We start from the raw sequence: 24,058 nt of genomic DNA on the forward strand, positions 1-24,058 counted from the left end.
AGGGGATAGATTGTAGTGCTTTTTCGCAAATACATTATTGAATTAGGAAAGACCTTACTGTTATCCTCATTTATCAGCTAATAGCGTCTTATGAATCCATATGCTGGCCTGCATTCCATCTCCCATTGCGATTGTTGTCTGTTCTGAATGAGCGACTAAATCTCCTGCAGCCCAGACATTCTCGACATTTGTCATTTTTGTCCGCGGATCGACCAGTACATGTTTGTTTTTATGAAGATCAACGCCCAGCTGCTGTGCGAGCTGCGATTTCACTTCATTTCCGCCGAAAGCCATGAAGCCTCTTTCTGAAGTCAATTCCTCACCGTTCTCGAGCGTAACTCCCCTGAAATCTGGCCCATCTGCCAGCACTTTTTCAATCGGCCCTTCAACATACTTAATGCCTTTTTCCTTCAATTTGTCCCGTATTTCCTTATCAACTTCTTTATTCTCATGATTCACATATGTGAGTTTATCTGTAAAATAACTCAAGGTCAGTGCCATGTTCGCACCAGGATTACCCGAACCCATCACGATTGTGGACTTGTCTTTCACTTCATGGCCATCGCAATCCGGACAAATATACACACTGATTCCAAGCGTTGGCATCAGCTCTGGAAATGGGGGAATCCGATCCATGACCCCTGTAGCCAGCAGCAAAGTCTTCGCCTTATATGAGTCACCGCTCTCTGCCTTTACTTCGAAGCCATCCTCATTCTTTTGGGCACTCTCAGCCTTTCCAATCACGAACTCAACACCATATTGTGCAGCCTGCTTCCGGCCGATTTCTCTTAAGTAAGGTCCGCTTACCCCATCTGGATAGCCGAGGATGTTATGATAGCTCTGACAAATCGCTGACCGTCCATCACCCGCATCAAGTACCATCACATCGTGATCGTAGCGCCCAAGTTGAATTGCCGCCTGCAGCCCGGCAATTCCGCCTCCAACTATTAGGCAATCGTACATACCGATTCCACCGCCTTTTTAAAATTGTCATACTAGCATGTTTCCCTTTTTAAAGGTGGTGTAATCCAGTTTGTACCGCTTAGAAATTACCATAAATTTTTTCAATATTTCTATAAACACTAGTTTTGTCGAACACCATTAAATTACTACTTAAGCACTATGATATCAGTTATAATAAAACTGAGGTGGATAATAATGACAAATACTGTCACAAGAAAACCAAGATTACTTCTTTATGCAGTTTTAGCCTCTTTGATTCTAGCAACCAATTTCATTCTTTACCGTACGACGATGTTCGGCCCAGTTCCAGAGGGCGCTGTCATCGGTTCACTGCTGGACCTGTTGATCATTTTGCCTCTCTTAACCTACTTCATGGTCATTCGCAAACGGTATTCACTTAAATATATGGGCGTCGTCATCCTGGCTGGCTTTGCTGCCGCCTACTTTATCGTACCGCAGCAGCACCTTTCCGATTACCCTTTCCTTCCTTATCTTTTAATGGTTTCAGAAGGCGCATTCCTATTGTTTGAACTTTATATTGCCTACACCGTCATCACACGGCTTCCAAAACTGCTGAAGGAATACAAAAAGCTAGCGAGGCAGAATTCATTCTTTCTTTTCAACATTCGAAGAGCTGTCGAAGCGAACCTTCCGAACAATAATGCAATCAAAATTTTTCTTACTGAATTCTCGTTGTTCCACTATGCACTCTTTTCATGGAAAAAGAAGCCTGAAATCGAATACGGCATGGCTTTTACCTATCATAAAAAAACTAGCGTGAATGCTGTCTACATCATGATCATCCATGCCATCGCAATCGAATCTGTTGGGCTGCACTACTTCCTGCACAGCTGGAATCCGATCGTTTCCTACATCCTGCTATTTTTGAATATATACGGCATTCTGTTCATGCTGGCTGAGCTTCAGGCCACACGCCTAACCCCATTCCTGCTGACTGAAGAGCATTTGTTACTGCAGACAGGGTTTTCAAAATCAATGTATCTCCCATTAAGCAACATCAAAGAAATCAGACATTATAATGGACCGGAAAAATTCAGCAGCAAAGAACAAGCTGAGGTTTTTGATGCCAGGGTACCTGATTTGATCCAGGAGAAGCCAATGTTTGAAATCGTACTTCATGAGCCGCAAGATGTGCACCTCCTCTACGGTTTAAAGCGAAAAGTAAATCGGGTTGTCCTGAATGTCGATGATTCCGATGTTTTTTACCATGAATTGCAGCGGTCACTCCATGAGTGATCGCTTTTTTATAGCTGCATTTCCCAATCAATACTAATAATTTGCGGAGGAATGCGATAATCTCTCAATAAAGGACAATATTCTCTCGGTTAAAATCAATATTCTCTCGATGAAACATGTTATTCTCCCACTGTAAACCCGTAATCTCTCATTCAAGTGAAATATTCTCTCATTTATCCAAAAAAAGTAAAACCCAGCCGCACAAAAGCGACTGGGTTCCATATTTCTTAGCGATTATATACTTCTACAATTTTCTCAAACGAAAGCTCAGCCGTGCTGCCATAGACGAGATCAGCATTCTCGAAGCTTTCCTTTGGACCAACCGCAACAGCGAACATTCCCGCTGAATTGATTGCCTGGACGCCTGCCGCTGCATCCTCGACTCCGATGCATGCTTCTGGCTCAACACCAAGCATTTCCGCGGCGCGCAGGAATACTTCCGGATGCGGCTTGCCGTTCTCGACTGTTTTTGCGTCAACGATGATATCGAACTCGGATTTCATTCCAAGCGACTCCATCACCGTGAACGCGTTCTTGCTCGCGGACGCAAGGCCAAGTTTAAGACCTTTCGCCTTAATATCAGCAATCAATTCCTTGATGGCCGGCAGCAAGTCAGCAGGAGTGATATCCTGAATCAATGTCAGGTAGTGCTCATTTTTCTTCTCCGCCAATGCTTCTTTTTCTTCAGCTGTAAAATCACCGGTACGGCCGCCAAGCTCAAGGATTTTCTCGAGGGAATCCATCCGGGAAACGCCCTTCAGTTCCTCGTTATCTTCGCGAGTAAATGTAATGCCCAAATCCTCAGCCAGCGCCTTCCATGCAAGAAAGTGATATTCCGCCGTATCTGTAATGACCCCATCAAGGTCGAAAATAAATGCTTTAAGTGGTCTAGTCATGATCAAACTCCTTTCATGAATCAGTCATTCAACTCTCAGTTCTATTTAATTTTAATAAGACATTTGAGAACCATGTACCCTGCAAAATGTCTATGATAATCTGTTTCTTAAACATTTCAATCACAGGTACTCCTCAAAATGTCCATTAACACCTGTTTCTTAGACATTTCAGTCACGGGCTCTCCTCAAAATGTCCATTAAAACCTGGTTCTTAGACATTTCAGTCACGGGTACTACCCAAAATGTCCATTAACACTTAGTCTTTCAAATAACCAAGCGTTGTGGCATCAATTTGCATAAGAGAGAGAGACCTTCAGGCTTCCCCAAAGGTCTCCTTCATACGTTATTTCAATTTTACAGAAAGCTCGCTTTCAGCAGGGATCGTTACGTCTTCGCCATAAAGCTTCATAGCAAGTTCTGGTCCTTGCTGCGTGAGGACGACGTTTTCCTGGTTCACTTCTACTTTGATATAGTGGTCGCGGTAGATGATGTTGAAGCTGTACTGGTTCCATGCTTTCGGGATGAATGGCGCAAATGACAATGTGCCTTCGGCTGTGCGCATGCCCGCGAAGCCTTGTACGATCCCCAGCCATGCACCTGTCATGCTTGTGATGTGCAGGCCGTCTTCTGTATCGTTGTTGTAATTATCAAGGTCAAGGCGCGCCGTGCGGTTGTACATTTCATATGCCTTCTCCTCCATGCCAAGCTCTGCAGCAAGAACTGCGTGGATACTTGGAGACAATGATGACTCATGGACGGTCATTGGCTCATAGAATTCAAAGTTGCGGCGCTTCTCTTCCTCTGTGAACTCATGGTTGAAGAAGTATAGACCCTGAAGAACATCTGCCTGCTTGATGAAGCAGCTGCGCAGGATTTTATCCCATGACCATTTCTGGTTGATCGGGCGGTCTTCAGCTGAAAGCTCATCCACCGTCATCAAGTCTTTATCAAGGAATGTATCATGCTGGACGAAGACACCTTTTTCTTCATCATACGGGAAGTACATTTTCTCGATGATATCCTGCCATTTTGAAAGCTCGGCATCAGAGAACTCCAGTCCAGAAAGACGGTTCTCATGGCCATTCTGCTTAAGGAACTCGATGACTTCAAGCGTGTAGCGCAATGTCCAGACAGCGATACGGTTTGTGTACCAGTTGTTGTTGACATTGTTTTCGTATTCATTCGGTCCTGTTACCCCATGCATCATGTAAACGTTCTTGGACTTGTTGTAGTGTACGCGATCTGCCCAGAAACGGGAGATGCCTGCGAGCACATCGATTCCATATTCATGGAGGTAATCTTTATCTCCAGTATAATTAACATAGTTATAGATTGCGTAGGCAATCGCACCATTTCGGTGGATTTCCTCAAACGTGATTTCCCATTCATTGTGGCACTCGACGCCTGTAAAAGTAACCATTGGGTAAAGCGCACCCTTTAGTCCTTGCTGCTTTGCGTTATGGTAGGCGCCATCCAGCTGGTTATGGCGATAGATCAGCAGGTTGCGGGCAACCTCGGATTCTGCAGTAGAAAGATATAGCGGGATTGCATAAGCTTCTGTATCCCAATATGTTGCACCGCCGTACTTTTCACCTGTAAAACCTTTAGGTCCGATGTTCAAGCGTGAGTCTTCACCATAATAGGTGGAGAAAAGCTGGAACAGATTGAAACGGATGCCCTGCTGTGCTTCATCATCGCCGGCAATCTCGACATCAGCGATTTCCCAGCGGCTCAACCAGCCATTTCTATGCTCTTCCAATAATTGTTCAAAGCCTTTTTCAACGGAACGTGCCAGCACTTCGCGTCCTTTAGAAACCAGTTCGTCGGCTTCATAGTCACGATCTGTTGTCACAGCAACAAACTTGTAAAGAGTGACAGTTTGTCCCTGCTCAGCCTTCACTTCAATGACATTTTCCACATATTCTTCTTTTTCATTGACTTCGACTTTAGCGACACTGCCTTTGACAACACTTTGCATAGTTGTCGCCACCTGGAAAGTCGGGGTCCCGAATGGATTGTCCTTCGTCTTCATGACAAGATTGCCATTGTATTCTGAAGCATCTCTGCTCACTTCATACCAGAAGTCCTCGTCATAGTTAGAGTCTTCGTTACGCACATCTCCGTCTAGATAAGGAACAAAGGTAAGTTTTCCATTATAATTCTTGGCAGTCACTGAATACTTGATCGCAGCCAGTTCTTTGTCAGCAACAGAAAGGAATCTTACAGCTTCCACTTCTGTTTCCTTGCCGTTCTGAACGACTGTAAAACGGCGTGTCAAGACACCGTGCTGCATATCAAGCTCACGGTAGTAATCGCTTACTTCTGCGCTGTGAAGATCCAGTTCCACTCCATCAACAATTACCTTAATGCCGATAAAATTTGTTGAGTTAATGACCTTGCCAAAATAGTGTGGATAGCCATTTTTCCACCAGCCTACACGCGTTTTGTCCGGAAACCAGACGCCTGCAATATATGAACCACGATGAAAGTCTCCCGTATATGTTTCTTCAAAGTTCCCGCGCATGCCCATATGGCCATTTCCCAGGCTCATGATGCTTTCCGCAAGCCGGAAATCTTCTTTATGCAAGTCCGTTTCAACGATCTTCCAGCTATCAATTCCAAATAATCTTTTCATAGCTTTTAGCTCCTTTAAAGGTTGTACAAACGTTTGCACTATTATATCATGAATTTCCGCAAAAATGACAAAAGCAATGGTGATATTTTTGTGTCATGCTGAACTTATTATTATTTTACTATTATATTTCGGTCATTTATTTTTTCACCTATTTTGTTGGTACATATGTTATAAATTTTCAGAAAACTAATATAATCTAAAAGAACTAATCAAGAGAGGAGGAAAGATATGAGCATACGATTTTTCAAAGTGGCTGCAGTCTATTTTGTCATTGCTATTATTTTGGGAATTATTATGGGTATCGTGCATGATTTCACTTTGACGTCGGTCCACGCACACTTGAACCTGCTTGGCTGGGTATCAATGGCCCTGTTCGGGACGATTTATTATCTTTTTCCGAAAGCCGGGAACAGCAAGCTTGCCAGCACTCATTTCTGGCTGCATAACATCGGGGTCCCTGTCATGCAGGGCGGGATCACTTTATCCATGCTGGTTGGGGGTGTCATTTTCACCGTCTTTGCCATCATTGGATCACTGGTCATCGTTTTTGGAGGCATTCTCTTTCTTTTGAATGTATTCAAAAATGTAACAGCATCATAATGAAGACAAAAAAAGTTCGCCCTTTGAGAGGCGAACTTTTTTCATTACGCAAGCTCCTTCTGCTTCGTTTCCGTGCCCCAGAAGAATACAGCCGCTGCACCAACCAAAATGGCGATGCAGAAAATCGTGAATATCGTCGTGATGGATAGATTCTGTGCTGCTAGATATGGAACCATCAGCGGTCCGATGATCCCACCGATACGGCCAAAGGATGCAGCCATCCCCGCTCCTGAGCCACGGATCGTTGTTGGATATTGTTCTGGTGTATAAGCATACAGCGCGCCCCATGCACCCAGGTTGAAGAATGACAGCAGGATTCCTGCCGTAATCAGCAGTGCAAGCGTGTCTGCCGTGCCGAAGAAAAAGGCACTTAATGCTGTTCCGATCAAATAGACAACCAGCACGAATTTCCTGCCGGCTCTTTCTATCAACCACGCGGCTGTAAAATATCCCGGTAGTTGGGCAAGGGTCATGATCAATACATACTGGAAGCTTTTGATCAATGTGAAGCCCTTCATGACCATCACGCTCGGCAGCCAGAGGAACATTCCATAATAAGAGAAAACCACACTGAACCATAAGATCCATAGCATAGCCGTTCTCTTGAAGTGTTCTCTTGACCAGACCTCCGCGATGCTCTCTTTCATCGTCAGCCTATCCTTTTTGGCGACTGCCAGGTACCTTGGTGAGTCAGGAAGATTGATACGAAGGTACAGGGCATACAGTGCTGGCAGCGCACTTAGGATCAGGGCCATTTGCCAGCCGAATTTCGGAATGACGAAATAGGAGATCAATGCAGCAACTAGCCAGCCTGCAGCCCAAAAGCTTTCGAGCAGGACAACGACACGCCCCCGTTTTTCAGCAGGCACACTCTCCGAAACAAGTGTAGATGCGACTGGCAGCTCTCCGCCAAGCCCCATGCCTATAAAAAATCTTAGCAATAAAAAGAAGGACAAAGTCGTTGCCATCGCGGAAATCCCGCTACCGACAGAGAACAGCAATAATGTAATAATAAAAACGTTTTTTCGGCCAATCCGGTCAGCCAGCAAACCAAAAACAAAGGCTCCGACAGCCATTCCAATTGAATTCACGCTGCCAATCCAGCCCATTTCCTTGCCCGTCAAATTCCAGTCTACCTGCAATGCAGCGATGATAAAGGACAGGATCCCCACGTCCATCGCATCGAACATCCAACCCAGACCTGCAATCCCGAGCAGCTTCTTTTCTGAGATTTCCTCCGTTTTTTTCATAAAGCCCTCCTACACCATAAAAGCGATACAAATAGTTTCCCTAAAATTGTTAGTTTTAACATCATTTATTACGTGCGTTTCTATATTACCACTTGTCTTTACACTAGTCATATTAAAAGTTTACACAATCCACCACAATAAATAATTTCAAGGAATAAGTGAACATTATAACTAAACCTTGAAAGGTGGGGTGTGCCATGAGGAAAAACAAACCTATTAAAAAGAACTCCATTCCCTTCCTGCTGCTGGCAGTCGCTCATGTTTTGCTTTTTATCATTTTCGCTAAACGAAGCCGCCAGAAAAATATATGGATCCTCTTGCTTTCTAATATAGGGATGGCTTATTTATTCGAGTATCCTGTCCTTAATTTGTTCAAAGGGTATACGTATAAACCATTAATCCTCAAAAAACGGATTCATGACCAAATTCTTGGGGCAATTTTTTCCCAGGCACTATATGTCCCCATAACCGCTACTCTCTTATCTGTGTATAGAAAGAATCGGTATTGGAAGCTGGGCACCACGCTGATCTATTACGGAATTGAACACTTATTCATTCATTTGAAAATTTATAAAGCATACTGGTGGAAGCCTAGTTACACTTTATTTTTCATGAATATTTATTTTTACATCAGCGACTGGTTTTACAAAGAACTGAACGCAAAAAAAGAATGGGCTCTTGTCATTGCCCAATACCTGGCTACTGAAGTGATCGGGGTTACCTTGCTTTTTATATCTGCGGTCAACAGGAAAGTCCGGTTCGGACGTGGAATCCACCACTCCTGGCGCGAGCATTTCATCATTGCACCGCTCTATAGCATGATCCGGTCCATTTTCCTGGTAAAAAGTTCTTCAAGACCTGGTCTGATGCCAAGATTCACCATGTTCCTTGGTTCGTTTTTCACTGATATGCTGCTTGAACGGATCGGCCTGGTGAAGTTTCGGTTGAATAAGGTCTGGAGTATTGCTTTCCATGCCGTCATGATCATTATTTCAAGGTTTCTGTATTTAAAAATACGCCTAAAAAAGTAGAAACCCCCTCTGCAATGCTAAGGGGGGTTTGGTTAATTAAGTTTTTCGAGGACCACTGTCACCTTAAACAGGTCTCCGTCGACTTCGATGTCAAGCGATCCTTCATGCAGATCGACGATCGATTTGGCAATCGCGAGGCCCAGCCCAGATCCTTCTGTATGACGTGACTGGTCACCGCGTTTGAAGCGCTCAAATAGTTCGTTCAGGTCTTCACCCAATTCGTATTTCGTGATGTTTTTAAAAGTTAGCACAACCCTGTCCTGCTCTTCTTTTACCGAAACATATACCCTTGTATTCTCCAAGGCATACTTCAGGATATTACCGATCAAATTATCGAACACTCTCCAGAGCTTTTGTCCGTCTACAAAGGCATAAACCGGATGCTCGGGCTGCGAGATCCGCAGCTGAAGCGTCGACTGGCTCAGTGCCTCATTATGCTCAGCCAAAGCCTGTTGCAGCAGCTGGTTGAGATCAACCTTCTCCTTGTGAAGTTCGATATTGCCGCTCGCCATTTTCGTCGCCTCGAACAGATCATCAATCAATACCTTTAGCCGCTTGGATTTCCGATCAAGAATTTCAAGGTAGGAGTCTCGGTCCTCGGGAGCTAGATCAGGTGTTTTCAAAAGCTCTGTGTACGTAATGATTGATGTCAGCGGCGTTCTGAGGTCATGGCTTACATTCGTGATCAATTCCGTCTTCAGGCGCTCGCTTTTTGCTTGTTCCTTATGGGAAACATTCACCGTATTCCTCAAGTCATTGATATTTGCTGCATGTTTCGCGATTGCGGATTTCCCTTTCACCGGTATGTCGGCACCTAAATTGCCTGCAGTAAGTTCTTCTGTATGCTTCAATACTTTATTCAAGTAGCCTGCTTTTCTCATGATTATGAGGAAAATCGGGAGACTTATGACCCCAATTGCGAAGGCAATAACAATAATATCTCCTCCACCAGCTGCAAGGACGCCAACAAACAGCATGCCCATTGCAAATGCAATGCCGAGGATGACGAGAAGCTGGAACCCGATGCTTTTGACGATAAATGCATCAAGAATGGTGTAGTAGCTTTTAACTATGAGGCTGTCAATCAAGTCTTCCTTTAGCATTGGCCAATCCTTGCGGTACTCTGAAAGGAATCTCAGCTGGACCCAGCCGAAAGCAAGCAATGAAGCTGCAGCAACCAGGCTGATGATCAGCTCGGTAAGGGTCGCGAAGAGATTTGAATGATAATAAACAAACTGTTCACTGATCAGTGTCATGGACAGCAATAGGAAAAATACTGTTAATAACAGCAGGACCGCCCTTACATCCAGCGGGATCCTTCCATAGAATGGCTTCAGATGGTCAAACGAACCGAACACGGTTGCCGGTTTTCGTTTTGCCAGGAAGTAGCTCGCGATTAGTGCGGCAAAGCTTGTCAAAAGATAACCGAAAAAGAGCTTTTGCCCTTTCTGGTAGTCTTTATAATTCATGATGGCAATATTTCTTTCTGATGCACTCTTGGATAAACCGATTTGACCGGTCAGATTCAGGTCTTTTTGTTTTTCCAGGACGGGTTCTGCGCCTTCATTATAAGGCAGGAAATTCTCATTAAAACCAGTGAATGCATAATTTTTTTGCAAGTCTGCGAATTCCATTACATAATACATGTCTTTTTTATTCAGGTAGTCAGAAGCTTTTTCACCCTTTGATAGGTTAAGGTTTGTATAGACTTCACCTGTTGAATTGTCCTTCAGGTAATATTTATATGCTTGCTCAAGATTATTGAATTCATGGCGGTATGCTTCTAGGTCCCGATAAAATTCATCAATCTTCTGCTCTTTCTCTTTTACAATTTTAGCTCCTACATATTCATCACTATTGAAGTTTTCGGTGATGTCCGCAATCTTTTCGTCCCTTTCCTTCGTCAGAACGTCTTCAGCCGCCTTGTTTCCTGAATCGATTGCCGCCTGTATTTGATCATTATATTGCATTCCAATATTGGATATCTGATCACCTAGATTGCCGTATCGTGTACGATGCTCTTCAATTTCCTCATCTGAAACGGTGATCTGCTTTTTCATTTCTTCCTTAGGCATATCATACAGTTCATACACATTCAGCATTTGTATAAACTGATCCATTTGCGAGTTGTATTCATCTGATTCAAAATAGTCACCATGCATATACCGGCTGCCATTCGTCAGGATCGAAAACACCCCGCTAAGCCCGAAGGCAATCAATAGCACCCATACGACAAATAAATACTTACTTTTCGATTTTGTATCCAATCCCCCACACCACCTTCAAAAATCTTGGATTCTTTGGATCGATCTCTATTTTTTCACGGATTTTCCGGATGTGGACTGCTACCGTATTTTCTGCGTTGTAGCTTGGCTCCTTCCATACCCGCTCATATATATCATTGATGGAGAATACTCTGCCAGCGTTCGTCATAAGCAGCTCGATAATCTTGTACTCGATTGGCGTCAGTTTCACCGGATCGCCATGGGCTGTGACCTCCTTAGAAGACTGGTCCAAAGTCAGTCCGTTCAGGTCGATCGCTTTCGCTTTTCCTTCATATGTACCGAGCGTGACATATCGTCTCAGCTGGGATTTTACCCTTGCGATCAATTCGAGCGGATTGAACGGCTTCGTCACATAATCATCGGCGCCAACCTGGAGCCCGAGAATTTTATCCGTATCCTCTGCTTTTGCACTTAAAATGATGATTGGAATGTTTTTATCCTCTCGAATCCGGAAGGTCGTCGTAATACCGTCCTGGCGCGGCATCATCACATCGAGCAAAATTAAATGAACAGGCTGCTCATTCAATTTCTCGATTGCCTCGATCCCGTCCGCTGCCTTAATCACCTTGATTCCTTCATTCTTCAAATAAATTTCAATCGCATCACGTATCTCTTTCTCGTCATCAACGACTAGCACATTGTATTGTTCCACGCTTTTAAGACCCCCTTCCCATACAGGCAAGCTTTGATATTGATTATTCTAGACAGTGAACCTTAATATTCACTGAGCATAAATCTTAAGATTTTCTTAATATTGGTAAAGAGTGGTGTGTGAATCTATTATATATTTTTATGAAGGTTGAAGGGGAAGGTAATTTGGGGATGATTATTTTAAAAATTGGAGATTCGCTGCACTGAAACAGGCTCAATCTCCTGAAAGATTGAACCGATTATAGAAAAGAAACCCATTTTCATAGCGAAGACAATAAGTTTCAAGCCCTACTCATATGGTGAACATTTTTTATTGGCGATTTTCTAATTTTATTGGCGAAAAAAATGATTTATTGGCGATTTCACCCTGCTTATTGGCGAAAATCAGATTTTATTGGCGAACTGGAAATTCCGTGCGTTTTTTTCCAGTTAAGGACCGGTTCCTTCGATGAGTATTTGCCGGCTACTTCCGCAGTGTGGCAATCATCCTTTTAGGATTCAACAGCAAATCCAATCCGTCATTGATATCTTTGATTATCACATCACTTTTCAACAATGTTGCCGGTGCGCATCCTTCTCTTCCGGCAACAGCAATGGCTAGATCTGCTTCTTCGAACATAGCTTCATCATTAGCCCCGTTGCCCATACAGATTACTCCATCCAGGCCATGGACAAATTCACCCTTTTCCCCGGTATGATTATCTGAATGAAGAATCTGCACCGATACTGGCAGTCCAGTGCACTGTCTGGCTACGGTGCCATTTGTATCCGCAGTAATGACATGAATCTCCATTTCCTTGCTTAACAGCATGATTCTTTCAGCGACACCAGGAATCAACTCACCGTTAAAAGCAATCGTCCCGTTAAAATCCAGAACAAGATGGTGAATAGTAAATGGACCTCTTCCAGGGATGTTCAAAGATAACATGAATACGCCCCCTTATTTTTGATAGAATAACGTTATTATACACCTGCTTGGAGGATGTAAAATGAAAAAGAACAATGTGGTCCTGTATATTGCGATGAGTCTCGACGGCTATATCGCGAGGCCGGATGGTGCCGTAGATTGGCTGGATGACGTGGAAGGCGAAGGAGATAATGGATACGGTGAATTCTACAGCCAGGTTGGGACCGTCATAATGGGCCGTAAAACATATGAAGAGGTTTTACGACTGACGGATGAATTCCCTTATGCCGGAAAAAACTGTTATGTTTTATCGCGCCAGACTAAGGAAAGCAGCCCCCATGTCACGTTTACAGAGGAGGACCTGGAATCCCTTGTTTCTCGTTTGAAGAAGGAATCCGAAGGCTATGTGTGGCTTGTTGGCGGCGGTCAGCTCGTGAAGCAGTTCCTTGAAAAACAGCTAATTGACGAAATCCAACTTTATATCATTCCGAAATTGATTGGTGAAGGAATCCCGCTGTTCCCGGATGGCACACCGCCAGCAGATTTCGAATTAACAAGTACCGGACGCTATGGGCAGATTGCATCCCTGACATACAAAATCAAAACAAATGGCGCTGGCTGATCACCAGCGCCACTATTATAGGCCAATTCTAACAGGTTCCAGTTCCTCCCCCGACTCCAATTCCAATCGTACTTCTATAAAATCAGAACTCGGCACAAACGGAATGGTGATTCGCCTTTTCTCCGTCACTGTCCCATTTTCGATTTTCTTTTCCAGCTTTGCATCCGAGGTTCCACCGATTAGTTGTTTTCCATTTCCATCAGAAAGATCAAACCTCACTTTTTGGCTGCCTTCCGGGTAGCTTAATGTATATTCGATCGCCATCGATGATGTCCCTTTAATCAGCTTTTCGAATGCGATTTTATGCTGACCAAGTTCAGTTGCCTGATCAAGCGCAATTGTTTCAAATGGCAGCTGGCTGATCGGCACGTCAAAATTCCATTTACCCTGTTCGTCCTTCCAGTTGTCACTGATTTCTCCGATACCAATAATGTTGAATGGCAAAGTGGTTTCCGCCGGTAATTCCGCTCTCGGAGAGCTTAACTGGATATGCCCTTTGTAGCCATCTCCATCCGGCACCAATTTCACCAATTCCATCGTTTCTTCGATATTATGATCTCGGTCGAAAATTTCATAGAATGCATAAATCTCGTCCTCGTTGCCCTTCACTTCACCTTTTACATCAAATGTGACACCTATAATTGCTCCGTCATAATAAGCTTCTGTAACTGTCACATCAATTCCAGCAAATGCTGCCTTTTCGTTCAACTCTGTGATGAGCTGCTGTGAGGACAGGTTTTCGGCTACTTTGTCATTTTCATAGAGTTTCGCCAGAATTGGAATTTCCGCCATCACACTGGCCATGGATGGGAACATGAATCCTGATGATATGAACAGGGCTGCAGCTGCTGCTGAAACTGCCGCAGTTTTAAAAAGTGGTCTTCGTTTAGGCTTCATCCTGCTCCCTTTCCTTACACCAGCCTGGATTGCTTTTACTACATCATCTTCGGGTACATCAATTCGATCTACACATTCATGAAACATTTTCTTTTCCATCCTGCTCGCCTCCCAATCTAGCCTTCAATTCCTTCCGCGCTCGTTGCAGATAGGTTTTTACGGTATTTTCAGGTTTGTCCATCATTCTGGCAATCTCACCTATTGCCAGGTCATGATAGTAAAATAGGATAATCGCCGTCCGGTGCTGATCTTTTAATTGAGTGACCGCCTCCATTAAATCAAGGTTCTCTGCCACATTATGTTCACTGCTTGAAGGCAAGTCGAGCAGTTTCTCAACTGGTGTTTCTTTTTTCCTTTTTTTCAAGACATCGTATGCACAATGGATCAGAATCCTTGTCAGCCAGGTTAAAAAGTATTGTTCATTTTTCAGCTGCCCGATCGCCAGAAATGCTTTGCATGATGTTTCCTGGACAATATCAAGCGCGTCCTCCCTGTTTCCGGTATATAAAAAAGCGGTCCGATATAATCGTTCACTATGTATAATCAGCAGCTCTTCAAATGCTTTTCCATTCCCCTTCACTGCCTTTTTCACAAGCTTTGCTTCTTTCATTTCCTGACCTCCTTTCACTCTTTAGAGCACATGCAGGCAAAAAAAGTTTCAACTTTTCCGAGATATTTTTCTAGTACTAAAGTAATATAGTAATAAATGGAATTTATCTATGTATAAACATAGTATATCGAACGAGGTGATGATTTGGGCTTTTTCTCTCGTAAGCCTGATTTTCAAATTCCTGCATGCGGAATTGATCGGGTTGAAACAATCACAATCGGCGGAATCCAACAGACAATCCTCATCCAGACCTACTCTACAAGGAACCCAGTGCTGCTGTTTTTGCATGGCGGTCCATCCATGCCCCTGCCTGGTGTCTCTTCTAGAGGGAAAAACTACACTGTCGCCACCAACACAAAAGAACTGGTCAAGCACTTTACCGTTGTGTTTTGGGATCAGCGCGGCACAGGCAAGTCCTACCACAAAGATATTCCACATACAACCATGACCTTTGAACAGCTTGTATCCGATGCAGCTGAGCTGACGGACTTTTTAAGAGAAACGTTCAATCAGGATAAGATCTTTCTGGCTGCTCACTCATTCGGTACCTTGATTGGCATGTACCTTCTGAAAAAGCACTCTGAAAAATTTCATTCCTATGTCGGCCTTTCACAAATCATCAGCTGGACTGAAAATGACCGGGCAGCTCTCTCCTGGGTTAAAGAAGAAGCGAAGAGGCGCGGCGATTATAAAGCGTTGAATGAACTGGAGGCCGTTGGTGAACCGCCGTTTATCGAAGGATATAAACAATGGGGGATTTTGCGAAAATGGCAGATGAAGTACAGCACGATGGTTTATAACGACGACCAAATCAAGCATCCCGGCTTAATGAAGGTATCTTTAGGAATGCTCAATTCAAGTACATATGGAATAGCGGATGTTTTCCATTCTTTTTACAGTGGCTTCAAGCTTATCTATTCTGACGAATTCATCCGGAATATACCTAACATCGATGTTCAAAGAGACATGCCATCCGTCAATGTACCTGTCACCTTCATTCATGGCAGGAAGGATATCCATGTCCATGCTCATTTTGCAGAGGATTATCTCAACAATTTGAGAACGCCTCATGAAAAAAATTTCATTTGGATGGAGAAATCAGCACATCTTTTTCACCCGGATGATACGGCATTAATCGAACAGCATCTGATCAATGAATTAAGTCATATTAAAGCAGAGGTTATCAATCTATGAAAACTATCTATAAAACCCTGGACGGAAAAGAGCAGATTCTTAACCAGTATGAAGAGTATCTTACGCAGTTCAATTCACTGATCTCAAGGGATTATGTCCAAACAAGATTCGGCCGCACACATGTCCTCGTAATGGGGAAGGAAGATGGGAAGCCTCTGTTTATTTTTCAGGGTGGCAACTGCATTAATCCTGTCACCCTAAGCTGGTTCAAGGGCCTGCTGGAAGAGTATAAAATCTATGCACCTGACACCATTGGACACCCTGGGTACAGTGATGAAACGAGAATTTCCGCCTCAGACAAAAGCTTTGCTCAATGGACAGCCGACTTGATGGATTATTATAAAGTTGAAAAATGTGCATTCATTGGTCCTTCATACGGTGGCGGCATCATCCTCAGGCTTGCAGCTTTTATGCCAGAAAGGGTTCAGTGCGCGATCCTTATCAATCCTGCTGGTATCAGCCTTGGCTCAAAGATGAAAATGATCAAGGAAATCCTTGTTCCGATGATTTCTTATAAAATAAACGGCTCTGCCAGAAGTCTGCGTCAAATTGCCAATGTGATGTCCTCCAAAAGCATGAAGCAGCTGGATGAAAGCGTCATCGGCAATATTTTTAAACACACAACCCTCGAACAAGACATGCCAAAGCTGACGACTATTGAAGAATTAAGAGGCTATCGTGCCCCAACTCTTGTTATAACGGGAACCGAGGATGTATTTTTCCCAGGAAACAAAATTTCCCAAAAAGCGGAAGGACTTTTAGGTGACCGACTGGAATTGATAGAGTACCAGATGGGACATTTTCCATCTGCTGCCCATCTTGAAAAAATCGAACAAAATATCAAGACATTTTTGCAAAAACATTACTAGGAGGCAAATCATGCACTCAAATCCAATCCAAAAAGTCGGGCAAATTGGAATACCCGTCAAAAACATTGAAAGAGCGACTGCCTTTTATCAGGAAGAATTAGGATTGCCGTTATTGTTCAATACAGATACTATGGCTTTTTTCGATTGTGAAGGTGTCCGTCTCCTATTAACCCTTCCGGAAAACGAGCAATTTGCCCATCCTAGTTCCGTCATCTATTTTCAGGTAGCAGATATAAAGGAGAAATATGAAGAACTGCTTTCAAACGGGGTTCAATTCATTGGGCAGCCTCATGTTGTCGCCAAAGTCGGCGATACGGAAACATGGATGGTATTCTTCAAGGATTCAGAGGAGAACACTCATGCATTCATGAGCGAGGTTTCTGTATAAAAAGAGAAAAGGATACTGCTGTCGATGCAGTATCCTTTTCATTGAATGGCTTTCAATTCATTCTTTTTCAGGAATAATTCGATTTGATGTGCCGCCATCATCCCTGCTGTACTGTTCAAGTGCACCCCATCCGTCAGCAGCAAGTATCCATTCCTGGCAGATATGCGGTCAAGACTGTATCCGTATACAAAATGATCGATGATCGCTTTTTCATAAAGCTTTGTCCCGTTCCTCAGCGACCGACCTCTCGTATGCCCTTTTCCCTTTAGATAAGCCTTCAATTTTTCATTAAAAGGAAGGTAAGAAACATTAGTCATTTCTGCAGTCTTCTTGATGACCTCATTGTACTGGTCAATTTCCTTATTCGCTTTTGAGAAAAGGTTTTCGCCGACAACCGGGAGCGATAGCAGACCGATTTTTGCGGATGTTTCTGCTTTCAGCCTTGAGATAATCATTGCTAAATTCTTTTCATACACCAATAATGACGGTTTTTCCATTTGCTCAGCCAGCTTCACGTTCCTCTTTGCAAGATCGGGGGCTATTTTTGCTGCAGCATCATTCAATCCGACGAGAATGACGATGAATTCTGGCTGGCAGGCAATCACATCGTCCAAACGCTGCAGGACATCATAAGCTGTACTTCCGTTGACACCCGCATTGATGAACTGATAATCCTTACAGCTGCGCCTCCTGGCTGCGTCATCGACAAAATTATAGCTGATGTTTCCATGCACCGCGTCCCCACCAATGACGGTGACAAGCATTTTCCCTTCCTGACGAAGTCCTTTTTCCAGAAAAGCGCGCGGATTGTTAGGTGGCAGCTGGTTAATCCGGCCTTTCCGCTGATAATACAGTGTCATAGTTACAGCAGCAATCAATAATAGGATGAATAACGCACCATAGATCAGTTCCATATATAACCCCTCTCTTATAAAATTATTAATTAAAAATTCTGAATTTATATAGTAAGATTATTCGACAAACCAGTTGAAAATCCCTGTAACAGGAATATTTCGATGAACAAAAATCTTTTCTTGCCGATATTTCCATTATAGCCTTTTATGTTATGCTGCAGACAAATTAAATGGTACAAAAATTTACACAAATCAAAAAATTACTTTGCAACTAGATTTATATATAGGATAAAATTAATGGTAGAGTTTGGGAAAGGAGAATATTTGCCTATGCTAAAAGCTAGGTTATATGATTTTACGTTGTTCTTTATTGCTGTTTCCGTGGCTTTTGGACTAGGTGCGTTCACTATAGACAAGAACATTTTTTTAACCGCGTTATTAATTTACTGGTTATTTTCAACCCTTTATAACCATTTACGAATTCGTGCGCAAAGCGGAGCGATGAAATTTGACTACGGAATCAGCTATAGTCTGTCTTTTGGGATTTTTGCGGGTCCGCTCGGTCTTTTCATTTTTGAAGCAATCTATCGTTTCACAGTCTATTTTTCAAGAATAAGCTCGAAAACTGCTGATGACAGTGAGCTTTCCGATACATTCTACAATATAGGCGCCCATGTGTTAATTTACTCCATCGGCTATTACCTGTTTCATTTGGCATACCCATTATTTGAGGGAATTCCCTTTGGATTCTGGATTTTGATGTGCATCCTTGCTGTGACGACGGCGTTGATCTCCTATACATTTCTTTCAACAGCTTTTTATATTTTGGGAGAAATCAAAAGCTTGCAGCAAGCAATCAAGTTTTACAAAGATAGCAATAACTGGCTGGACCTTGGGAAGACAGCATTCACGAATGGCTTGCTACTGCTATTGCTTGAGGAGCAGCGTTGGGAAATGGTCGTAGGATTATTCATCCTGAATTATCTCGTCAGCCGTTCCTTCCAGTCAAAATCACAAAGCATCAAGAACAAAATTGAGCGTGACAAGTTCGAGCAAATGGCCTATACAGACTTCCTCACAGGAATTCCGAACCGTGCTTTTATGGATAAAAAAATGTCCGAGTTAAACCAGACAGGTGAAAAAGTCGGGATCGTTGTCGCGGACATCGATAAATTCAAGCTGATCAATGACTCCTATAACCATGCGGTTGGAGACCGGGTCATCCAGCATTTTGCCAGCACTCTTAAAAACTACTTATCCGAGAACGATTACGTCTTCCGCAGCGGCGGGGAAGAATTCACCTTGATTCTAAGGAACAGGTCCCTCAGCCAAACAATCGATCTCGTGGAAAGAATCCGTCACGGAGTTGAGACAAGCTCAGTCGAAGTCGAATATCAATCAAGCAGACATGATGTCACCATCACCTCTTCCTTTGGACTTTATTATTTCCAAGTGAACCAATATACCTCCATGGAGAAAGGCTATATCTACGCCGACCAGCTACTGCTCCAATCAAAAGAGCTCGGCAAAAACAAAGTCACCTTCAAGGATGAACTAAACCAGCAAACGCCGGTAAATGCCATGTAAAAAGACAGAGAGAATGTATCTCTGTCTTTTTTCTGTTTGCTAAAAGTGAGAAGGAATGCGATTATGACAGCTTTACTGATTTGCGCTTCGAACCTGTCTTAAGTTTGCTCATCTTGTGACAGCTTTTCCCCTTTTGACACCGAACCTGTCTTAAGTCTGCTCATCTTGTGACAGCTTTCCGCCTTTTGGCACCGAACCTGTCTTAAATTTGCTCATCTTGTGACAGTTTTTCCCCTTTTGACATCGAACCTGTCTTAAGTTCCCTCTTCTGTTGACAGCTTTTCGCCTTTTGGCACCGAACCTGTCTTAAGTTCCCTCTTCTTTTGACAGCTTTTCACCTTTTGGCACCGAACCTGACTTAAGTTTGCTCATCTTGTGACAGCTTTCCGCCTTTTGACATCGAACCTGTCTTAAGTTCCCTCTTCTTTTGACAGCTTTTCCCCTTTTGGCACCGAACCTGTCTGAATCCAAATCCTCACCTATTAGCCACGCTTAAAAATGCATAAATAGGTCAGCGGATGCTGCTTCGTTCAGCAGCCATTTGATTGGTACCTGCTCTGCGGGATGGATAAATTCAAAGTGGTCGTTCATATCCATATCCACCACATATAGTTGGGCTCCCATTTCGACGGCGATCCCAAGCAGGTCATGAACAGAAGATACTCCGAAGTCATTCAATGCATTTGATAAGTATTCAAGGTCCTCAGACGGAACGGGTACATACCGTTTATCAAGAATGTTGACTCCCCTGCGGGAAAATGCCAGGATGACATCTGCACCGGATGAGGCAGCACCTACGGCCACATTCAAGGGTGGGTACGCGGACTCCAATTCATCATGCAAAGCCATCACCACTACTTTTTTCTTTTCCATCAGCTCTTCCCCCCATTAGTAACTTAGCACTGCATCTGCCTGGTAGGCTGTCTCCAGGAAAGTTGCGACCCCTGATAGTTGCGCACCGTCAACTAGCTCAAGTCCATCGGCAATCAGTACATTCATCTGGCAGCCGAAAAATTTAATTCCCTTATCCATTGCCTGCTGCATTAGTTGTTGCAAATCCATATTGTGTGTTCTCTCCATGATTTTCATATATCGTTTATCCAGGACTCGGGCTCCATCTAAATCAAAGAAAATTGATACTTCGTTTTCCTCCTCAGCGTTTTTGAGCGCTTTTTTCAGAACATAAGGGACATTGGAACTCAATGAAACAAAGTATACAAATTTCTTATTCGCCATGTGGCTTCCCTTCCTTCACGTCGTTTATTTCTACAACTAATTATCTTTTCCAAATGATTGATAAACCTTACTACCATTATATACCCTATTAGGTATATAACAAAACAAAAACACAGGCAGCTTCCTGGTTCTTAAAACCAAGCTGCTGCCTGTCTCTTTATCTATTATTTCACCCATTTATGAAGCAGGGGTCCTGTTTCGCCATATACCGGATCTGTCTCTGGTACTGGTACGTTTTTGATTTGGGAGAGTGCCTGTGCCCTCGTCCCTGGGTCTTCTTTTTTCAAATCAGGATTCCGGCCGTTTGGATAAGCGCCTACGACGGCAAAGTCCTGGCTGCTGTCGATTTTCTTGTGGCCGGTACCTGCCGGAAGAACGATGACATCTCCCGCTTTGAGCTCGAGACGTTCTCCGCTGTCACCGCCAATCTGCACGGTCGCGCTGCCTGACTTCACACCGAGCACCTCATGGGTATTCGTATGATAGTGATGGTAATCGTATATATCACCCGTCCAGGTGCCTGTCCAATTATGCTGCTCGAATTGTTCCTCCATGCTTAAGTTATCATCAAAAACACCCTGATAGACAATGACTGGCAATGTCGGATTGTACGGGATATCACCTGTGTCCTGTGCAAAAAATGATTGTACTTGTGTTCCCATTGTGGAATCTGCTCCTTTCTTTTATCGTAGTTGAGGTATACTTTTAAAAGTGAAGTGTCCACCACAATACTCCTTATGATGGCATCAGCCAAAATGGCCTATGCTTATCTCTACCTAAAATTCTCTTGTGTTAAACGTATCGCCTTGTTCAAGATTGCCAGCTTTGTAGCCTTTCTTGAACCAGCTTTTCCTTTGCTCTGACGTTCCGTGCGTAAAACTTTCAGGCACGACATAGCCCTGGGACCGCTTCTGGATCGTGTCATCTCCAACCGCACTGGCTGCATTCAAAGCTTCCTCGAGGTCACCTTCTTCAACTACACCCATTCCCTGTGCATGGTGAGCCCAAACGCCTGCTAAATAATCAGCTTGAAGTTCAAAGCGGACTTGATATTTATTGAATTCTGTCTGGTCCAAACGACCGCGCAGTGAATTCAGCTTATCAGTAGTTCCCAGTAGTGTCTGCACATGGTGTCCTACTTCATGTGCGACAACATAAGCCATCGCAAAATCACCAGGCGCCTGGAATTTTGTTTGTAGTTCATTATAAAAACTAAGGTCAATATAGAGTTTCTGGTCACCCGGACAATAAAACGGCCCTACCTGCGACCCAGCCATTCCACATGCAGACTGGACACTTCCTGAGTATAAAACGAGGGTAGGTTCTTGGTATTCCATACCTTCTTCTGCAAACACCTTTGACCATACTTCCTCTGTATCGGCAAGGACCACTGAGACGAATTGGGCAAGCTCCTCTTCCTCGGCTGATTGCTCATAAGGTGCAGGAGACTGGTTTCCGCCGTTTGTCATATTATCGACGACATCCCCCATATCGCCACCGCCAAGGAATGTCATAACCACTAATAGGATGATCCCTCCAAGGCCACCGCCCATGAGCATGCCTCCGCCGCCCATCCCCCTTCTATCCTCTACATTGCTGCTCCCTCTTCTGCCTTTCCATTGCATTATGTTGGCTCCTCCCTGCTATATACTAAACACTGATAAACAATCAATACTGGATGTCCTTAGTGTTATACCCGCTATGAAGCGATTTATTTGCCTTTCTATGAATATTTTTTTGGCAACTCACTATGAACTCGTAACAATCTTATTAGCCAACCAATACACAAAAAGCAAGCAGGCTACCTCCATCCAGTGGTTATCCTGCTTGCTTTGTTATTTTTCAAAGGAAGTGATATGGACAGCTAGATTGGCTTTCTTAATCCTACTCCGGTGCTTACGTTTTTCATTCCCTAGGAAATATTATCGCTGATGGCTCCTGAGACATCGTACTGTTCAATGTCTATTTCGAGGTCTTCGCCTGCTGCCAGTTTCGCTAGCTGGGCACCCAGATAGGGTCCGACCGTCAGGCCTGATGCTCCCAATCCATTTGCCAGGAATAGATTTTCATAGCCAGGGACAGCCCCAATGATCGGAAGGAAATTCGGCGCGACTGGACGGAAACCCACTTTTGTTTCGAGATAAGTTGCATCTGCCAGTCCTGGTGCGACCTTCAATCCTTTATCAATGATTTCATTCATGCCGCCAAGAGTCGGGCGAAGGTCAAACCCCTGCTCGTCTTCATGTGTTGCACCAATTACCACCCTGCCTCCATCGAACGCAAGAATGTACTGGTTATTTGGAGGCATGACTACAGGCCAGCTTCCGGTTTCTGTATCCTCCAGCATAAGATGAATGATTTGAGCTTTTTGAGGAGAGATGCTTAGCTTTATACCAAGAGGTATCAGCAGCTCAGGTGCCCATGCTCCTGCAGTCAGGATGATGCTGTCACCTTCATATCTTTTGTCTCCGACTTTAACACCCGTCACTTCTTCTCCAGAGGATTCTAATTGGGCATCTCCTTTTACGATGGACGCTCCATGTTTTTGGGCAGCATTCAGGAGAGCATCTCGCAACAATCGGCCGTTTACGCGTGCTCCTCCGGTTACATACACAGAAGCATACTCTTTTGACAGTGGCGGAAAAAGCTCATTCGTTTCTTGCTGATCCAGCTGCCTGATCTCTCCGATTTCTGGTGCATCTTCTCGCCTTACAGTCGCTCTTTCTTCCATTTTCACAAGTTTTCCCTGATCATAATGAAGGCTGATTGCGCCAACACGCTGATAGCCTGTTTCCTTCTCGCCATCCTCTTCAAGCTGTTTAATCAGTGCCGGGTAAAAGGAGGCACCATTCTTTGCGAGGAAATACCAGGGCTTATTCCTTCGCTGGGTCAACCAGGGACAAATGATTCCAGCTGCTGCATCCGTTGCTTGTCCTGGTTCCTCACGGTCAATGATCGTTACACTCCTGCCTTCCTTCGCTAAATGATAGGCAGTGGATGCCCCTAATATTCCAGCCCCAATGACAATATATTTTTTCATTCCCTACACCTTTTCCGTAAAAGATTCTTGATATCATTCTACAGAAATCCAGCGATAGACACAAAACTACTTTAATTGTAAGGTCCGATTCTAGATTTATTCTTTAACTCATTACGGTCTATATCAAAGTTTTGAATGATAAATCCTAAAATACCAAATGCTAATCTTCTAGAGAGGGCACGATCGCTTTTAAAATTTGTTTCCACTATCGAAAAGTAATTTTCGCTATACCTTTGGGGTTTCTGATATAATTTTTATTATTGTGTACTTACTAGCAATGAAACCG

23 protein-coding genes are annotated in these 24,058 nt (G+C 43.7%); 8 read left to right on the forward strand and 15 right to left on the reverse strand.

The features are described 5' to 3' along the window. Window positions 1-66 precede the first annotated feature (66 nt). Window positions 67-963, reverse strand: coding sequence for an NAD(P)/FAD-dependent oxidoreductase (locus LGO15_RS23700; protein WP_226086257.1), 897 nt, complete (start codon window positions 961-963; stop codon window positions 67-69). Window positions 964-1,158: 195 nt separating this feature from the next. On the opposite strand from LGO15_RS23700, the gene LGO15_RS23705 reads away from it, so the two are divergent. After that, on the forward strand, window positions 1,159-2,220 hold the full coding sequence (locus LGO15_RS23705; protein WP_226086258.1) for a hypothetical protein: 1,062 nt from the start codon (window positions 1,159-1,161) through the stop codon (window positions 2,218-2,220). Between the two features lie 227 nt (window positions 2,221-2,447). Here LGO15_RS23705 and pgmB read toward each other — a convergent pair whose 3' ends face one another. Both pgmB and LGO15_RS23715 read right to left on the reverse strand, forming a co-directional pair. After that, the gene (gene pgmB, locus LGO15_RS23710) at window positions 2,448-3,116 is read right to left on the reverse strand and encodes a beta-phosphoglucomutase (protein WP_226086259.1); all 669 of its coding nucleotides are present in this window, start codon (window positions 3,114-3,116) and stop codon (window positions 2,448-2,450) included. 343 nt (window positions 3,117-3,459) lie between these two features. Continuing rightward, on the reverse strand, window positions 3,460-5,751 hold the full coding sequence (locus tag LGO15_RS23715) for a glycoside hydrolase family 65 protein (protein WP_226086260.1): 2,292 nt from the start codon (window positions 5,749-5,751) through the stop codon (window positions 3,460-3,462). A gap of 228 nt (window positions 5,752-5,979) precedes the next feature. Between LGO15_RS23715 and LGO15_RS23720 the strand changes: the two genes are divergently transcribed. After that, window positions 5,980-6,351, forward strand: coding sequence for a heme-copper oxidase family protein (locus tag LGO15_RS23720; RefSeq protein WP_226086261.1), 372 nt, complete (start codon window positions 5,980-5,982; stop codon window positions 6,349-6,351). Between the two features lie 44 nt (window positions 6,352-6,395). Here LGO15_RS23720 and LGO15_RS23725 read toward each other — a convergent pair whose 3' ends face one another. Next, window positions 6,396-7,601, reverse strand: a complete 1,206-nt coding sequence (locus tag LGO15_RS23725) for an MFS transporter (RefSeq protein ID WP_226086262.1) — start codon at window positions 7,599-7,601, stop codon at window positions 6,396-6,398. Window positions 7,602-7,798: 197 nt separating this feature from the next. Between LGO15_RS23725 and LGO15_RS23730 the strand changes: the two genes are divergently transcribed. Further along, complete coding sequence (locus LGO15_RS23730; RefSeq protein WP_226086263.1) at window positions 7,799-8,632, forward strand: hypothetical protein; 834 nt, start codon at window positions 7,799-7,801, stop codon at window positions 8,630-8,632. A gap of 32 nt (window positions 8,633-8,664) precedes the next feature. Here the strand turns inward: LGO15_RS23730 and LGO15_RS23735 are convergent, their stop codons facing one another. From LGO15_RS23735 to LGO15_RS23745, 3 genes are all read right to left on the reverse strand, one after another. Then, window positions 8,665-10,899, reverse strand: coding sequence for a sensor histidine kinase (locus tag LGO15_RS23735; protein WP_226086264.1), 2,235 nt, complete (start codon window positions 10,897-10,899; stop codon window positions 8,665-8,667). Further along, entirely contained in the window at window positions 10,877-11,569 is a 693-nt protein-coding gene (locus LGO15_RS23740; protein ID WP_226086265.1) for a response regulator transcription factor, read from the reverse strand. The genes LGO15_RS23735 and LGO15_RS23740 overlap by 23 nt, the downstream gene beginning before the upstream one ends. 462 nt (window positions 11,570-12,031) lie before the next feature. Next, window positions 12,032-12,496: an HAD family hydrolase gene (locus LGO15_RS23745; RefSeq protein WP_226086266.1), complete on the reverse strand. Its 465-nt coding sequence runs from the start codon at window positions 12,494-12,496 to the stop codon at window positions 12,032-12,034. Between the two features lie 61 nt (window positions 12,497-12,557). Between LGO15_RS23745 and LGO15_RS23750 the strand changes: the two genes are divergently transcribed. Next, the gene (locus tag LGO15_RS23750) at window positions 12,558-13,097 is read left to right on the forward strand and encodes a dihydrofolate reductase family protein (RefSeq protein ID WP_226086267.1); all 540 of its coding nucleotides are present in this window, start codon (window positions 12,558-12,560) and stop codon (window positions 13,095-13,097) included. 15 nt (window positions 13,098-13,112) lie between these two features. Here the strand turns inward: LGO15_RS23750 and LGO15_RS23755 are convergent, their stop codons facing one another. Then, a complete protein-coding gene (locus tag LGO15_RS23755; RefSeq protein WP_226086268.1) occupies window positions 13,113-14,093 on the reverse strand; it encodes a DUF4179 domain-containing protein in 981 nt (326 codons plus the stop codon). Next, a complete protein-coding gene (locus tag LGO15_RS23760; RefSeq protein WP_167831010.1) occupies window positions 14,071-14,604 on the reverse strand; it encodes a sigma-70 family RNA polymerase sigma factor in 534 nt (177 codons plus the stop codon). The genes LGO15_RS23755 and LGO15_RS23760 overlap by 23 nt, the downstream gene beginning before the upstream one ends. A 144-nt stretch (window positions 14,605-14,748) precedes the next feature. On the opposite strand from LGO15_RS23760, the gene LGO15_RS23765 reads away from it, so the two are divergent. Genes LGO15_RS23765 through LGO15_RS23775 form a run of 3 tightly spaced genes read left to right on the forward strand, consistent with a single transcriptional unit; the run spans window position 14,749 to window position 17,055 of the window. Further along, complete coding sequence (locus LGO15_RS23765; RefSeq protein ID WP_226086269.1) at window positions 14,749-15,798, forward strand: alpha/beta hydrolase; 1,050 nt, start codon at window positions 14,749-14,751, stop codon at window positions 15,796-15,798. Next, entirely contained in the window at window positions 15,795-16,667 is an 873-nt protein-coding gene (locus LGO15_RS23770) for an alpha/beta fold hydrolase (RefSeq protein WP_226086270.1), read from the forward strand. Before LGO15_RS23765 ends, LGO15_RS23770 begins: the two co-directional genes overlap by 4 nt. A gap of 10 nt (window positions 16,668-16,677) precedes the next feature. Next, entirely contained in the window at window positions 16,678-17,055 is a 378-nt protein-coding gene (locus LGO15_RS23775) for a VOC family protein (protein WP_226086271.1), read from the forward strand. Between the two features lie 38 nt (window positions 17,056-17,093). Here LGO15_RS23775 and LGO15_RS23780 read toward each other — a convergent pair whose 3' ends face one another. After that, window positions 17,094-17,969, reverse strand: coding sequence for an SGNH/GDSL hydrolase family protein (locus tag LGO15_RS23780; protein WP_226086272.1), 876 nt, complete (start codon window positions 17,967-17,969; stop codon window positions 17,094-17,096). 270 nt (window positions 17,970-18,239) lie between these two features. On the opposite strand from LGO15_RS23780, the gene LGO15_RS23785 reads away from it, so the two are divergent. Continuing rightward, on the forward strand, window positions 18,240-19,496 hold the full coding sequence (locus LGO15_RS23785; RefSeq protein ID WP_226086273.1) for a GGDEF domain-containing protein: 1,257 nt from the start codon (window positions 18,240-18,242) through the stop codon (window positions 19,494-19,496). Between the two features lie 492 nt (window positions 19,497-19,988). On the opposite strand, the gene LGO15_RS23790 is transcribed toward LGO15_RS23785, so the two are convergent. The 5 genes from LGO15_RS23790 to LGO15_RS23810 all read right to left on the reverse strand — a co-directional run bounded on the left by LGO15_RS23790 (window position 19,989) and on the right by LGO15_RS23810 (window position 23,772). Continuing rightward, on the reverse strand, window positions 19,989-20,369 hold the full coding sequence (locus tag LGO15_RS23790; RefSeq protein ID WP_167831004.1) for a peroxiredoxin family protein: 381 nt from the start codon (window positions 20,367-20,369) through the stop codon (window positions 19,989-19,991). A 15-nt stretch (window positions 20,370-20,384) separates the two neighbouring features. Then, window positions 20,385-20,732 (reverse strand): DsrE/DsrF/DrsH-like family protein, encoded by a 348-nt coding sequence (locus LGO15_RS23795; protein ID WP_226086274.1) that lies wholly within the window; start codon window positions 20,730-20,732, stop codon window positions 20,385-20,387. 164 nt (window positions 20,733-20,896) lie between these two features. After that, the gene (locus LGO15_RS23800; RefSeq protein ID WP_226086275.1) at window positions 20,897-21,394 is read right to left on the reverse strand and encodes a cupin domain-containing protein; all 498 of its coding nucleotides are present in this window, start codon (window positions 21,392-21,394) and stop codon (window positions 20,897-20,899) included. A 114-nt stretch (window positions 21,395-21,508) separates the two neighbouring features. Further along, window positions 21,509-22,357, reverse strand: coding sequence for a KPN_02809 family neutral zinc metallopeptidase (locus LGO15_RS23805; RefSeq protein WP_226086276.1), 849 nt, complete (start codon window positions 22,355-22,357; stop codon window positions 21,509-21,511). A gap of 287 nt (window positions 22,358-22,644) precedes the next feature. Next, a complete protein-coding gene (locus LGO15_RS23810) occupies window positions 22,645-23,772 on the reverse strand; it encodes an NAD(P)/FAD-dependent oxidoreductase (RefSeq protein ID WP_226086277.1) in 1,128 nt (375 codons plus the stop codon). Between the last annotated feature and the right edge of the window lie 286 nt (window positions 23,773-24,058).

Source organism: Mesobacillus sp. S13 (assembly GCF_020422885.1).
Lineage (GTDB): Bacteria > Bacillota > Bacilli > Bacillales > Cytobacillaceae > Mesobacillus > Mesobacillus selenatarsenatis_A.

Coding starts and splice junctions, on each gene's coding strand:
- LGO15_RS23805 (WP_226086276.1), bottom strand. CDS start 22,357: ATGCAATGGAAAGGCAGAAGAGGGAGCAGCAATGTAGAGGATAGAAGG.
- LGO15_RS23790 (WP_167831004.1), bottom strand. CDS start 20,369: ATGGAAAAGAAAAAAGTAGTGGTGATGGCTTTGCATGATGAATTGGAG.
- pgmB (WP_226086259.1), bottom strand. CDS start 3,116: ATGACTAGACCACTTAAAGCATTTATTTTCGACCTTGATGGGGTCATT.
- LGO15_RS23760 (WP_167831010.1), bottom strand. CDS start 14,604: ATGAAAGAAGCAAAGCTTGTGAAAAAGGCAGTGAAGGGGAATGGAAAA.
- LGO15_RS23755 (WP_226086268.1), bottom strand. CDS start 14,093: ATGGAAAAGAAAATGTTTCATGAATGTGTAGATCGAATTGATGTACCC.
- LGO15_RS23775 (WP_226086271.1), top strand. CDS start 16,678: ATGCACTCAAATCCAATCCAAAAAGTCGGGCAAATTGGAATACCCGTC.
- LGO15_RS23705 (WP_226086258.1), top strand. CDS start 1,159: ATGACAAATACTGTCACAAGAAAACCAAGATTACTTCTTTATGCAGTT.
- LGO15_RS23730 (WP_226086263.1), top strand. CDS start 7,799: ATGAGGAAAAACAAACCTATTAAAAAGAACTCCATTCCCTTCCTGCTG.
- LGO15_RS23715 (WP_226086260.1), bottom strand. CDS start 5,751: ATGAAAAGATTATTTGGAATTGATAGCTGGAAGATCGTTGAAACGGAC.
- LGO15_RS23770 (WP_226086270.1), top strand. CDS start 15,795: ATGAAAACTATCTATAAAACCCTGGACGGAAAAGAGCAGATTCTTAAC.
- LGO15_RS23810 (WP_226086277.1), bottom strand. CDS start 23,772: ATGAAAAAATATATTGTCATTGGGGCTGGAATATTAGGGGCATCCACT.
- LGO15_RS23800 (WP_226086275.1), bottom strand. CDS start 21,394: ATGGGAACACAAGTACAATCATTTTTTGCACAGGACACAGGTGATATC.
- LGO15_RS23780 (WP_226086272.1), bottom strand. CDS start 17,969: ATGGAACTGATCTATGGTGCGTTATTCATCCTATTATTGATTGCTGCT.
- LGO15_RS23795 (WP_226086274.1), bottom strand. CDS start 20,732: ATGGCGAATAAGAAATTTGTATACTTTGTTTCATTGAGTTCCAATGTC.
- LGO15_RS23720 (WP_226086261.1), top strand. CDS start 5,980: ATGAGCATACGATTTTTCAAAGTGGCTGCAGTCTATTTTGTCATTGCT.
- LGO15_RS23725 (WP_226086262.1), bottom strand. CDS start 7,601: ATGAAAAAAACGGAGGAAATCTCAGAAAAGAAGCTGCTCGGGATTGCA.
- LGO15_RS23785 (WP_226086273.1), top strand. CDS start 18,240: ATGCTAAAAGCTAGGTTATATGATTTTACGTTGTTCTTTATTGCTGTT.
- LGO15_RS23745 (WP_226086266.1), bottom strand. CDS start 12,496: ATGTTATCTTTGAACATCCCTGGAAGAGGTCCATTTACTATTCACCAT.
- LGO15_RS23700 (WP_226086257.1), bottom strand. CDS start 963: ATGTACGATTGCCTAATAGTTGGAGGCGGAATTGCCGGGCTGCAGGCG.
- LGO15_RS23750 (WP_226086267.1), top strand. CDS start 12,558: ATGAAAAAGAACAATGTGGTCCTGTATATTGCGATGAGTCTCGACGGC.